The organism is Pseudoalteromonas sp. P1-30, assembly GCF_001400005.1.
Lineage (GTDB): Bacteria > Pseudomonadota > Gammaproteobacteria > Enterobacterales > Alteromonadaceae > Pseudoalteromonas > Pseudoalteromonas atlantica.
Genome location: NZ_LKBC01000001.1, coordinates 560,902 through 574,246 on the forward strand (window position 1 = coordinate 560,902; position 13,345 = coordinate 574,246).

Annotated in this window: 10 protein-coding genes; 8 read left to right on the forward strand and 2 right to left on the reverse strand. The window is 40.2% G+C overall.

All coding sequences use genetic code 11. The features are described from left to right. Nucleotides 1-90: 90 nt before the first annotated feature. Together AN395_RS02485 and AN395_RS02490 are read right to left on the reverse strand one after the other, a co-directional pair. Entirely contained in the window at nt 91-2,508 is a 2,418-nt protein-coding gene (locus AN395_RS02485) for a TonB-dependent siderophore receptor (RefSeq protein ID WP_054981950.1), read from the reverse strand. A 210-nt stretch (nt 2,509-2,718) separates the two neighbouring features. Next, complete coding sequence (locus AN395_RS02490; RefSeq protein ID WP_054981951.1) at nt 2,719-3,990, reverse strand: amidohydrolase family protein; 1,272 nt, start codon at nt 3,988-3,990, stop codon at nt 2,719-2,721. A gap of 152 nt (nt 3,991-4,142) precedes the next feature. On the opposite strand from AN395_RS02490, the gene AN395_RS02495 reads away from it, so the two are divergent. The 8 genes from AN395_RS02495 (at nt 4,143) to AN395_RS02530 (ending at nt 13,268) form a co-directional block, all read left to right on the forward strand. Beyond that, nucleotides 4,143-5,984, forward strand: coding sequence for a DUF885 family protein (locus AN395_RS02495; protein WP_054981952.1), 1,842 nt, complete (start codon nt 4,143-4,145; stop codon nt 5,982-5,984). Between the two features lie 95 nt (nt 5,985-6,079). Further along, nucleotides 6,080-6,592 carry a YcgN family cysteine cluster protein gene (locus tag AN395_RS02500; protein ID WP_024031710.1) on the forward strand — a complete coding sequence of 171 codons (513 nt, stop codon included), beginning with the start codon at nt 6,080-6,082 and terminating at the stop codon, nt 6,590-6,592. After that, on the forward strand, nt 6,592-7,104 hold the full coding sequence (locus AN395_RS02505) for an RNA methyltransferase (protein WP_004586351.1): 513 nt from the start codon (nt 6,592-6,594) through the stop codon (nt 7,102-7,104). Before AN395_RS02500 ends, AN395_RS02505 begins: the two co-directional genes overlap by 1 nt. A 90-nt stretch (nt 7,105-7,194) precedes the next feature. Next, the gene (locus AN395_RS02510; RefSeq protein ID WP_054981953.1) at nt 7,195-8,082 is read left to right on the forward strand and encodes an ABC transporter substrate-binding protein; all 888 of its coding nucleotides are present in this window, start codon (nt 7,195-7,197) and stop codon (nt 8,080-8,082) included. Nucleotides 8,083-8,166: 84 nt separating this feature from the next. Continuing rightward, entirely contained in the window at nt 8,167-9,420 is a 1,254-nt protein-coding gene (locus AN395_RS02515) for a sugar MFS transporter (protein WP_054981954.1), read from the forward strand. Nucleotides 9,421-9,666: 246 nt separating this feature from the next. Then, nucleotides 9,667-11,556: a methyl-accepting chemotaxis protein gene (locus tag AN395_RS02520; RefSeq protein ID WP_054981955.1), complete on the forward strand. Its 1,890-nt coding sequence runs from the start codon at nt 9,667-9,669 to the stop codon at nt 11,554-11,556. Nucleotides 11,557-11,559: 3 nt separating this feature from the next. After that, nucleotides 11,560-12,657 carry a GGDEF domain-containing protein gene (locus AN395_RS02525; RefSeq protein ID WP_054981956.1) on the forward strand — a complete coding sequence of 366 codons (1,098 nt, stop codon included), beginning with the start codon at nt 11,560-11,562 and terminating at the stop codon, nt 12,655-12,657. Next, nucleotides 12,654-13,268 carry a DsbA family protein gene (locus AN395_RS02530; RefSeq protein WP_054981957.1) on the forward strand — a complete coding sequence of 205 codons (615 nt, stop codon included), beginning with the start codon at nt 12,654-12,656 and terminating at the stop codon, nt 13,266-13,268. Before AN395_RS02525 ends, AN395_RS02530 begins: the two co-directional genes overlap by 4 nt. The last annotated feature ends 77 nt before the right edge of the window (nt 13,269-13,345 follow it).

The following is a 13,345-nucleotide window of genomic DNA, read 5'->3' on the forward strand; positions in this document are numbered from 1 at the left end:
TAGCCTGGTATCTTTTGTAGAGTATTAAATCAAGATTAGGTTTAATTTACTCCTACTTTTTGTAGGAGTAAATTAATTGCTTAGGCAGGGTTAAAGTGTGTAGCTAAAGCTGAGCTTAGCGTTGCGCTCTTCGCCTGGCATACCACCTAAAAACATGGCTTTAGAGTAGTATTTTTTATTAAACAAATTGTTTAAATTAAGCTGCATGTGCCACTTATCAGTGGTGTACGAAACTGCTGCGTCGTACACCGTGTAGCTTGGTACATAGCCATCAGGAATACTAAACGAGCTAGAGTTAGTGCTTCTGTTATCTACAAAAGTAATGCCGCCACTGATGTTAACAGCCTCAGGTAGGTTAAACATATCGGCATAGTAGGTAACCCACGTACTTGCCGTTACATACGGTACGCCTTTTTGGCGTGTATCGTAACTGCTGCTATTTGGATTAGATTTATCGCGGGCATCTTGGTATACGCCGTTTACATTTACTTTCCATTGCTCGTTTAAGTGGGCATTTAAATCGAGTTCAACGCCTTTGGTTTGCTCTTCACCATCGTAGTAGCTCTCTACTACATCAGGTCCAGACACACCGGCTTCATACAGTGGATTTGTGTATTCAAGGTTTGTACGCGCGCTTTCAAATACCACCAGTGATGCTAAAAGCTGATCATCAAATGCTTTAAATCTAAAGCCTAAATCGTTACTGATAGACTCAGAGTCTTCACGGTCAGCCTCCGTACCTGCTACTGAGCCTAATACACTGTAGGCAGTACGGCCTTTAGCGTGGTTAATAAACACGGAAAAGTTTTCAGTAGGCTGATACGTTGCGCCTAAGTTATAAGTTAAGCCACTGTCTGATGTGTTTGCTTCAGGCGTTGGCTCAGCGCGGCTTGAGCTATAACGCTCATCTACACCATAGTGCTCATATGTTTGCTTAATGCGATTATAAGCAACACCAACTCGGGTTGTAAGTTGCTCAGTAATATACCCTACGTGTTGAATACCTAAGCCCCACGCTTGTACTTTTTTGTTGTAGTCACTGGTTTTTAGCGGGTCGTAGTCATCAAAACTGCCTGTTGGCCAATTTGGCGAGCGCATATCATAAATATATGGCAGCGTGCCTTGGTAAAGTACATTTCCTTCGCTGTCGTAAATAACTTTGTCTGCATCGTAAATAGAGTACTGTTTAAAGCGAATGTCTCTGTCTTCGTAGTTTGCATTAACCAGTAATTCGTTATCCACGTCGCCTAACATAAAGTCATAGCGCAAATCTAAGAAATACTGCCATGACTTTTCATCAGCTTCTACTTGGCGGTATTCTTGGCGTCGCGCTGCAAATGGGTAAAGCACACCGTCTTCAACTAACGGGGCACGCGGGTCGTTATTTATAATGCCATCGCGTGTTGAATACACATAATTAAACGCACCAGTTTGGCGAGCAAAGCTTGATGTGTAGTTACGGTACTGTAATTGCTGATTTAAAAATAAATCATCTGTAATAAAGTAATTATGGGTTAGCTTAAAGCGAAGCTCTTCACCTTCATTATCATCCGCCATAGGAGAGATAATACCGTTAGTACCAAAATCGTACGGGGTAAGGCCATCGGTTGATGAAAGCGAATCTGCCAATTGTGTTTGTTGAGCCGCAGTTAATTGAACACCATTACCAGATGGGTCATTTACTAAATCTGCGCCAGTTACTTCACCTGCAGTTAAACCATTGGCGGTTTCTGCGTTATAAATTCGAATAGGGTGGCCAATAGAATCTACTGCAATTGAGTCTTTAATATAGGCAGCAGAGAGCATGATATCTTGCTTGTCGCTTAGTATGTATTTAAGCGAGGTATAAATTTCGTCGCGGTCTTCTTTTAAATCACGAAAGCCATCGCTTGAGGCTGTTTTAGCCATTACGCGATACGCTAGGTCATCGGTAATCGCATTGGTGCTATCAAAGGCAAGTGAATAACTATCCCACTGGCCAAGTTCGGCAGATATTTTATGTTTTTCTTCAAACTCAGGCTTTTTTTCAATTAGATTTATAACACCACCAGCACTACCTATGCCATATAAACCGGTAGCAGGGCCTTTAAGTACTTCTACCGACTCAACATTAGTGAGTGAACGAGTTGGGTTAAATGTATTACCTAAGCCTGCACCACCATACATACCATCGTAAGTGTAATTAGCATCAAGACCACGAATGACTAAATTGTCGCCTATACCGTAGTTATTACCGGCTTGAGTTAAACCACTTACATTACGTACAAGTTCTTGTAGGCTATCTACACCTTGTGACTCTATAAGTTCACGGTCAATAATAACAACTGGTGCCGGTGTTTCCATTAACGACATGTCTGATTTAGTTGCAAGGCCTGAGCTCATTACAACTTGGTTTTGCTTTTCGTAAACGCTGATGCGCTCAATGTCTTTTTCAGCCGTTGTTGCAGCAACCGCTAATGATGCGTTTAAACACGCAAGTGTAACAAGAGAGTATTTGAACTTTTTCATATTGATAATTATTCGCATTCCATAAAGTGTGCGAATAATAATAGTTATTATTCGTTAAGTGAATAAAAAATTCTAAAAAAGTGAAATTAATTGCGTAGTAGGTGAGTTATTGTTCTAAAAAGTAAATTTAAGGTTAAATTAATGCGGTTAATAAAAAAGCATGAAAGTGTAAGCTTTTATGCTTTTGTAAAATAATACATTAATTAATGACTATTGTTTATAAACAACGCCTGCTTTCATAACAAAAGGAATGCGCTCAAGCACAGAGATATTTTTAAGTGGATTACCTTTTACGGCAATAATGTCGGCTGCAAACCCTGATTTTAGCTGACCCAGTTTATTATCCATTTTTAATAGCTTTGCACTGTTAATGGTGGCAGCTTGTATTGCTTGTAGTTCGCTCATGCCAAATTTAACCATACGGCTAAATTGTTTGGCGTTATCGCCATGAGGGTAAATAGCAGCATCGGTACCAAATACCATATTTACACCGGCTTTTACTGCGCGGTTAAAGCTGTCGCGCTGCTTTTTAGACACTTGACGTTCTTTATTGAGGTTTTCTTCATCTACCCCATTTTGCTCACCAAAGCTCAGTGTGTATTCTGTATTATAAATGTCCATTGATAACCACGTGCCATGTTTTTTAGCAAGTGCGATGGCTTCATCATCTAAAAAGCTGGCATGTTCAATACTATCTACGCCGGCTTTTATAGCTGTTTTAATACCACTTGTGCCATGTGCGTGAGCGGCTACAGGTAAATCACGCATGTGGGCTTCATCTACAATGGCTTTCATTTCTTCAAATGAATACTGCTGTACACCCACTTTTGTACCTTTAGAAAAAACGCCCCCCGTGGCGCAAAACTTAATGGCATTAGCGCCATACTTTATGTTTTCTCGTACTTTTACACGTGCAGCCCATGGGCCATCGGCTACCCCTGTTGAAGTGTATTTTAGCTCTGGTGGTAAACGGTTATTATCGCAATGTCCGCCTGTGATCCCAAGCGAAGGGCCAGCTGCCCAAATACGCGGGCCTACAATATCTCCGGCGTTAATACCATCACGCACTGCAATAACGCTATAGCCCTCGGCTCCTACATTTCTGAGGGTAGTAAAACCTGCAAGCAATGTTTTTTTAGCAAAGTGCGCGGCTTTAATGGCCATGCGCGGTACCGACTGACTTAAACGCTCACTTCGAGATACCGTAGGGTCGCTGGTCAAATGTACATGCATATCCATAAGGCCCGGCATTAAAGTGAGTTCGGGTAAATCAATATGCTGATCATTTTTGCTCATGCTCGGCTTTTTGTTTTGTGTAACATCAGTGATCACCCCATTATCAATGGTGATCAGCGGCGATTGAATAACCTCGCCTGTGTGTACATCTACCATGGCTTTAGCAGATATATAAGTAAGGGCTTGCGCGTTAAAGCTTCCTAAACACATAAGTGCAACGGAGGCGCTGAGTAGCTTTTTTTTCATTGTTTTTTCTTCTGGTGGCGGTTTAATTAATTGAAATGTAACAACCTAATATAAAAGTGTAAATATAATAGGTTAATCGCCACTTATCGTAATTTCTTTATTAACGCAGGTTAAATGCGCATAATCGACTGACGATACTAAAAAGGATTACCATGAAATCAATTAAATTAGCCTTAGTTGCCAGTGGCGTTATGTTTGCTTTAAGTGGCTGTATGAACACACAAACCAGTAATAACACTGGCAATAGTGCACAGCTAAACACGTCAAACGCACCTGCAGCTATTGTTTCAGAGCTCTCTTATGAGCAGCAATTAGATGTACTTGTAGCACAGTACTACAACGAGTTACTCAGCTTTAAACCTATTAATGCAACTTATAGTGGGCGCAGTGAATTTAATGATAAGTTTACGCCCGCTATTACTCAAAAAAATCGGGCAAAAAAAGCCGCGTTTTACAAAAAGTATCAACAACGTTTAACACTTATTGATAAGTCGCAGTTAACAGGGCAAGCGTTACTCAGCTATGAAATATTACAAAGAGACCTAGCACTTAATTTAGAGGGAATGCAATTTCCAAGCTATATGCTGCCTATTAACCAAATGGCGGGAGCGCATAATACCTTTGCAGGTTTTGGCTCGGGACAAAGTGCGCAGCCATTTAATACCGTAGAAGATTACAATAATTTTATAAAACGAAGCGAAGGCTTTATTACGTGGCTAAGCAGTGTAGAGCGCGCGATGGCGAAGGGGATTAAAGCGGGCATTACCTTACCAAAACCATTAGCTAAAAAGCTTCAGCCACAATTTGCTGCGCATGTGGTTAAAAATGCAGAGGATTCGTTATTTTGGGGACCAATTAAAAACTTACCAGCCTCATTTACCGCACAGCAAAAGCAGCAAATAACGGCGCAATATAAAGCACTTATTATGCAGCAATTAGTGCCTGCATATAAAAGTATGAGCGACTTTTTAGCCAATCAATACATTCCTCAAAGCCGAGAAACGGTAGGCTATAGCGACTTGCCTAATGGTAAAGCTTGGTATGAATATCAAATTAAAAAAAATACCACGTTGAGCCTTTCTGCAGATGAAATACATGAGATTGGTTTAAGTGAAGTTTCGCGTATTTTAAGCCAGATGAAAAAAGTAAAACACGAGGTAGGTTTTAACGGCACTTTGGATGAATTTTTTCAGCACTTACGTGATTCGGACCAATTTTATTACGATACGCCAGAGGCATTAATTGCAGCATATGAAGATATAAAACAAAAAATAGATGCGCGCGTCCCTTTACTGTTCGATGTTGCGCCTAAAGCCCCTTATGTTGTAAAAGCGGTTGAACCTTACCGAGCCCAATCTGCGGCGGGTGCATCTTATGCAGCGCCGGCACCTGATGGCTCTCGACCAGGTATTTTTTACATCAATACTTATAACCTTAAAGCGCAGCCAAAATTTTTATTAGAAACGCTCTCTATACACGAAGCCGCGCCAGGCCATCACTTTCAAATTGCTTTACAGCAAGAAATAGATGGCCTTCCAGATTTTAGAAAGTTTGGCGGCTACACGGTATTTGCAGAGGGCTGGGCGTTGTACGCAGAAAGCCTAGGAAAAGAGCTGGGCTTATTTACCGACCCTTATATGTGGTACGGGCGTTTGGCCGATGAGCAACTTAGAGCAATGCGCTTAGTGCTTGATACAGGCTTTCATGCAAAAGGCTGGACTCGACAGCAAGGTATCGATTACATGCTGGCCAATTCGTCAATGGCTAAAAGCGATGTGATAGCAGAAGTTGAGCGTTATATTGCATGGCCTGGCCAAGCACTGTCGTACAAATTGGGGCAATTTAAAATTCAACAATTACGTGACTACTCTAAAAAAGAGTTAGGTGATAAGTTTGATATTAAAGCGTTTCATACGCAAATATTGATTGATGGTGCCTTGCCGATGCCTATTTTAGAGGAAAAAATTAAACGTTGGGTTGCTGCCAGTAAATAGCAAAATGCGCAAAGCCCGTACAAATAAAGGCACGGGCTTTGCGCACGCTGTAGCAATACGTTAGAATGCGCGCTCTTTAGGGGCGCGAGTAAATTATGTTTGATCAAGAGTTAGCAAATACACAGTTTTGGCTTAAAAAAAGCTTAGCCGATATGAACCAAAACGAATGGGAAGCGATTTGTGATGGTTGCGGAAAATGCTGTTTAAATACCTTTATTGACAGTGAAGATGAAGACGAATTTACCGCCACCGATCAACTACGTGAAGGTGAAGAGCTTATTTTCACCAACATTGTTTGCCAATACCTTGATAACAATACCTGTGGTTGTAGCGAATACGAAAACCGCCAAACGCTGGTCCCTTCTTGCGTTAAACTGACCAAAGCCAACCTTAAAGATATCTTTTTTATGCCGCAAAGCTGTAGTTATCGCCGTCTCCACGAGGGGCGAGGTTTAGCCTCTTGGCATCCGCTATTAAATCAGGGTGACAAAACCCAAATGCATGCGCTTGGTATTTCTGTTAAAGATAAAACCGTAAAAGACTGTGACGTAAAGCTCGATGACTTTGATTTATACATTGCTGAGTGGCCAACAAAGGATTGCGACTAATGAGTGAACTTAAGGCTGTAATAGGTTTAATAAATCCTAAAAGCCCGACAAATGTTGGCGGCGTTTTACGTGCCGCGGGTTGCTATGACGCTAAACAAGTATTTTTTACCGGTAGTCGCTACTTAAATGCTAAAAAGTTTCATACCGACACTAAAAATGTTGTTGAGCGTATTGCACTTACGGGCACTGATAACCTACTCAGTGTAAAACCTGAAGGCGCAAAGGTTGTGGTTATTGAGCTGATTGAAGGCGCCACTGCGTTACCTGATTTTAAACACCCTGAAAACGCATTTTATGTATTTGGGCCAGAAGACGGCTCAGTACCAAAAGAGGTTTTAAAATGGTGCGATGAAGTGGTTTACGTACCTACAATTGGTTGTATGAATCTTGCGGCCACCTGCAATGTGGTACTATACGACCGTTTAGCCAAACTTGGTGGGGTGGAGAGCAGCGACTCAACTATTATTAATTCTCGCGATACCAATAATAAAATGAAGTGGGTAAAAGCTTAAGCTCCCACAGCTGTAATTTTAATTAAAATTTCTTTTACTTTATGTACTAAGTTCTACACTTTAGTAACATATTGTAAATGAAATTTAATTATGCGTGTATTTTTAATCCTCATACTCTTTTCATCTTATTGTTTTGCTGAGGTTCCTGTGACCTACATGCAAGATGATACTCGTCACACTGTAATTGGTGAGCGCTATAAATCGGGTTACCTATTTAGCGCGCCTAACAGTAAAGACACTATCCATGTGGTAACCGAAGATTGGCCGCCTTACATTGGGAACAAACTTTGTAACAAAGGGTGGGTATACCAATTTGCGGTATCTACATTTAACAGTGCTGGCTATAATATTTATATTGAATTTGTACCCTGGGCTAGAGCTGTTAGAGCCGTTGAACTAGGCAAAGCGGATATTTTATTGCCAGAGTACTTTATTGAAGATACAGCCCCTTCTGATTACGTACCAAACCATACTCGTCGAAAATTACTTGGCCTTTCAAATTCGTTTTCGGGCGGTAATATCGGCTTTTTAAAACGCAAAGGCGAGCCCGACAGGTTTAATGGCAATTTAAAGTCGCTTAAAGGCGCGCGTATTGGTGTTGTAAGAGGGTACCAAAACACCCCTGAGTTTGATGCCATGATGGATAATAATGAGTTTATTATTATTCATGCCGTAGACGATTTACAACTTGTAAAATTACTCGCTGCAGGACGTGTAGATTTAATTATAGGTGACCCTGAAGTGCTAACTTACTCTGTAAAGTATGCCTCTTTAGCTGAAAATGAAAAACGCGCTTTGCTCAGTGCCGTAGAGTCAGAAAGCAAGGTAATTCAATATAACCCTTTATATTTTGCGATAAGTAAAAAAACACCAAACTGGCTCACTGTATTAGAAGATATTAATACAGCTTTATACAAATTTAAAAATAGCGGCGAAACCCAAAGGATGAAACAGGCCTTATTAAATGAATGCGATTAATTGTAACGTTCCAATTATTTTGTACTTATATTATGTCGCAAACGTGTAAAATCATTTTCAACTTGTTAATGGAGTGAAAATGACGTGAGTGAAATAAATACCAATCAATCATTTGCGGTCAAAGAGCAACAAAATAAAAATTACCTGTTACCGCTGACTGCAATGACCACACTGTTTTTTTTATGGGGTTTTATTACCGTTTTAAACGACGTACTAATCCCTCGTCTGAAAGGCGTTTTTGACCTAACTTACTTTGAAGCAATGCTCGTACAGTTTTGCTTTTTTGGCGCCTATTTTATTGTTTCTATTCCAGCTGGAATTTTGGTTAAACAATTAGGTTATAAAAAAGGCATACTAACTGGCCTAGTGGTTGCCTCAATTGGCTGTATGTTGTTCTACCCTGCGGTGGTGGTGCATGAATACTGGTTGTTTTTAGGTGCTTTATTTGTATTGGCTGCTGGTGTAACTGTTTTGCAGGTTTCTGCGAACCCGTATGTAGCTGCTTTAGGGCCAGAAAAAACCGCCTCATCTAGGCTAAATTTAGCGCAAGCACTGAATGCCTTAGGGACAACCTTAGGCCCGTATGTTGGAGGTATCCTGTTTTTTGGTACCGCAGGTACATTAGCGGCAAGCGCTGCTTCTGCTGAATCTGTAAAAGTACCTTATTTAATGTTAGCAGCGGCCTTACTCATTATTGCTATCGTATTTGCCTTTATTAAACTTCCTGAAATAGAAGGCCATAAAGAAGAAAATAACCCGGTTAATGAAACTCGCTCACTAACACAGGCACCTCATTTAACAATGGGCGTATTTGCTATATTTTGTTATGTCGGTGGTGAAGTGGCTATTGGTAGTTTTTTAGTTAACTTTTTTGGCGAAGCACATATAGCTGGGCTTGAAGAGCACGCTGCTGCTGCACTGATCAGCTACTATTGGGGCGGAGCAATGGTTGGCCGCTTTATTGGCTCTGCTGCACTACAAAAAATAGCGCCATCTAAAGCACTGGCATTTAATGCCTGCATGGTAATTGCCTTATTACTTGTGACTATATTTACGCAAGGCAATGTAGCCCTGTACGCGGTACTGGCCATTGGTTTATTTAACTCAATTATGTTCCCGACTATATTTTCTGTAGCGATAGAGCGCTTAGGCTCATTAACCAGTAAAGGCTCTGGTTGGTTGTGTTTGGCAATAGTAGGGGGTGCCTTGGTACCTTTATTACAAGGTTACATTGCTGATGTTGTTAATATTCAGCAAAGCTTTTTTGTTCCGCTAGTATGTTATGTATTTATTGCTTGGTATGGCTTAAACGTGGTTCGTTTAGCTAAAAAGTGGTAAATACCCCCCGATGAATGAGCGACTGAATACGTATTCAGTCGCTTTTTTATTGCTATTTTATAGGAACGTTCCAAGTGCGGGTTTGTTTTTAAAAAAATAGAGTTGTTACAACTATATACCGAATAGAGCTGGTTCTTTATTCTTATTTTAAGTACATAACCTGCTTATCTACCTCATTAACGACGACATACCTTTAAATTTTTGCTAAAAATATAATTAATAACAAAAAAATAAAAAAGGGCAGTCATGCTTAACTCACTTAAATTCACCTCAAAAGTGACTATTGCAGCATCTATGGTACTGGTTATTGTACTGGGTTTATTTGCTATAAATAATTACATCGCCATGCGTAACCAAACGCAACAGCAGCTCGGTTTAGTCCTTAAGCAAAATTCAGAATCTACCTCACAAAACATTGCAAGCTGGCTTAATGCCAAACTCACCATAGTAAAATCGATTGCGCAAACTCACAAAAATAGTGATCCAAAACAGTTAACCCTTGCCCAGCTTAATACTGCTAAATACGCTGGTGGCTTTAAAAACACGTATATAGGTAAACCAAGTGGTTTATTTATACTTAACGATCAAAGCATTGTATTACCTTCTGATTTTGATGCCACCTCGCGACCTTGGTATAAGTTAGTTGAAAATAAAAGCTATACCGCATTTACCACCCCGTATATTGATGTAACCACCAACGAGCTGACTATATCTGCCGTTGTGCCCATTCAAAGCAATGGCCGCTTTAGTGGTGTAGCGGGTGCAGATATAGACATGCACACAGTAACTGAAATAATTAACGATATTGATTTTTTAGGGTTAGGGTATGCTTTTTTAGTAGATAAAAATGGCCAAGTGCTGAGCCATCCTAATAGCGAACTTAATTTAAAAAACACCGCCGAATTATTTGGCCAACCTACCGCGCTTAATAGCGAATTTACACAATATGATATAGCGGGTGAGCCGCAGTTGATATCGTTTACTAAAATACGTGGCATAGATAATGTTGACTGGTATTTAGGTGTCGTTATTAATAAAAACCAAGCCTATGCAGAGGTGTCTCGCTTTGGTGTTAACGCGCTTATTTACATGTTAGTGGGAATTGTGGCCATTATTGTGTTTATGCAATTTTTACTGCGTTATTTAATGCAACCTATGGCGCGCCTAAATGATGCACTAGAAGATATTGCAAAAGGCGAAGGCGATTTAACCAAACGTTTAAAGGTTGAAAACAATGATGAGTTTGGCCAAATTAGTCACTCGTTTAACATTTTTATTGAAAAAATTCAGCACTCTATAGAACACGTTAAATTAACGACTGAACAACTCGATAGCGTAATAGCCAGCGTGGTGTCACAAACACATTCTTCACTAGCCATGCACCATGACCAAACAAAACGTACTGATAGTGTGGCCATGGCGGTTAATAATTTTTCACAATCGGCTATGGCTATTGCTAATAACGCCAGTGACGCTTCTGTAATTGCTAAAAATGCAGATGAGCATTCAACACAAAACCAGCAAACCTTATTGCACAGCGTTAATAGTATTCATCAGTTATCAGCCAATATGGAACAAGCGCAACACACTATTAATAGCCTTAACGCGCATACAATTAGCATTGGGCAAGTGCTTGAGGTGATAAAAGGTGTGAGCGAGCAAACCAACTTACTTGCATTAAATGCGGCAATTGAAGCTGCAAGAGCAGGCGAAGCTGGGCGCGGTTTTGCTGTTGTTGCTGATGAGGTACGCCAGTTAGCTCATCGTACTCAGCAATCAACCCAAGAGATTGAAGATACCGTAGGGCAATTACAAAGAGGCTCAAACCAAGCGGTAGAACTGATGAAAACAAGCATTCAAGACAGTGAAAAAAGCGTAGAGCACGCTGAAGGTGTGAGCGTGTTAATGGGCCAAATAATAGAGTCAATAAAACAAATTAGCAGTGCTAATCATAGTGTTGCCAATGCCACTGTTGAGCAAAACGACCTTGTTAAAGTGCTCGACGCAGACATTACAAGCATGAGTGAGTTATCGGTACAAAGCCAAGAAAATTTAAAAAACACCCTCAATGAATGTACTAAACTTAAACAACAATTTAGTGATTTAGAGCAAATGGTTCAAAAGTTTAGAGTTTAAAATATGCCAAAAAAATCGGTTACAGGACAAAGTTGGTTAAGCCTTATTAACATAGATAAGGTGTATAGCTCGGATAAACAGCGCCAAGCATTTTCACTATTCACCATGATAGCCATTGCTATTATTGTTATCTCTATGTTGGTGGTGTTTAACTACACGGTGTATTCGCCTATTCTTACCACGTCGTTAATAGCGGTTAATATTACCCTTATTAGCGGCACTTTTTATTTTATAAAAACAGCCAAGCTGGAAATGGTTGCACTTATAAGTATGTGTATAGTGTTTATTATGTGTGTGGCCCTTACGTATACCGGCGGAAAAGAAAATACCGCGCTTTATTGGCTAATGTTTTACCCTGTAGTGTGTTTTGCCTCTTTAGGTGTAAAGCATGGCTGCAGGCTTGGCTTAGGCTTATTATTGTGCTGCAGTGTTATTTTATACGGGCCTGATTTTGGCCAAGTTAACTATGGCGGTATTGAAAAGTCTCGTTTTTTAGCCTCTTTTACACTGGTGTTTATTTTTTCGTTTATAGGTGAATATTTCAGGCATAAAAGTCACCTGGCAATTGCTGATATAACCCTTGCGCAAACGCAAGATGCCTATACAGATCAGTTAACGGGTGGCGCGAACAGGCGTTTCATCACCGCTCACTTTTTAAAATTAGCCGCTAAAACGCCCGAAAACTACTTGCCGTTTTCTATTTTATTACTTGATTTAGATAATTTTAAACGACTAAACGACACATATGGTCATGATTTTGGCGATACAGTATTGATAGAGTTTACCAAATTACTTGATTCACAATTTCCAAATTCCGCAGTCAAAGCTCGTTATGGAGGCGAAGAGTTTGTGGTGATTTTACCTAAAGAAACAGCCCCAGTGGCTACAAAATTAGCCGATGATTTTAGACAATGTGTCGCAAAACAAGCTATTTTAACCAGCGATAATAAACGGGTATTTATTACCTGTAGTATTGGGGTGGCACAGGTTGATAATGTGGATCATTACAGCCGTGCACTTAAACAAGCAGACGAATACTTGTACCTAGCTAAAGAGCAAGGGCGTAACAAAGTTGTATCAAATCACACAGGAACACTATGACTCAAACTAAACTTATATATGTACACGACCCTATGTGTAGTTGGTGCTGGGGATATAAACCGACGTGGTTAAAACTAAAAGCCGCATTAGCTTCGCAGCTGACTATAGAATACAAAGTAGGGGGGCTTGCTCCAGATAGCCAAGAGCCCATGCCAGAAAATATGCGCGCCATGCTCCAAAGCACGTGGCATAAAATTAGTGCGATGTTGGGCACACAGTTTAATTTTGATTTTTGGCAGGTTTGTCAGCCAAGGCGCTCTACTTACCCAGCCTGCAGAGCGGCGATTATTGCCAGAGCGCATAATAAAGAGCCACAAATGATAGAGGCAATTCAACATGCTTATTATCTACATGCCCAAAACCCATCTGATGAAAGTACTCTAATTACCTTAGCTGAAAAAATCGGGCTAGATAAACAACAGTTTAGTGAGGAACTTTGCTCAGAGGCTTTGAATCAAAAATTACACGAGGAGTTAGCATTTAGTGCAAGTTTGCCAATACAAGGCTTTCCTTCGTTAGTATTAATAACTGATAATAAAGCCATTGCAATTAAAATAAATTACACCGATCACCAGCAAACACTAAACACAATTAACGCTTTATTAGCTTAACAACTAGCCAAAATGCGTGTATTTGTTGCTTTAATACACGCTTTGCATATAAACATTTCGATATAAGACGCAAATGT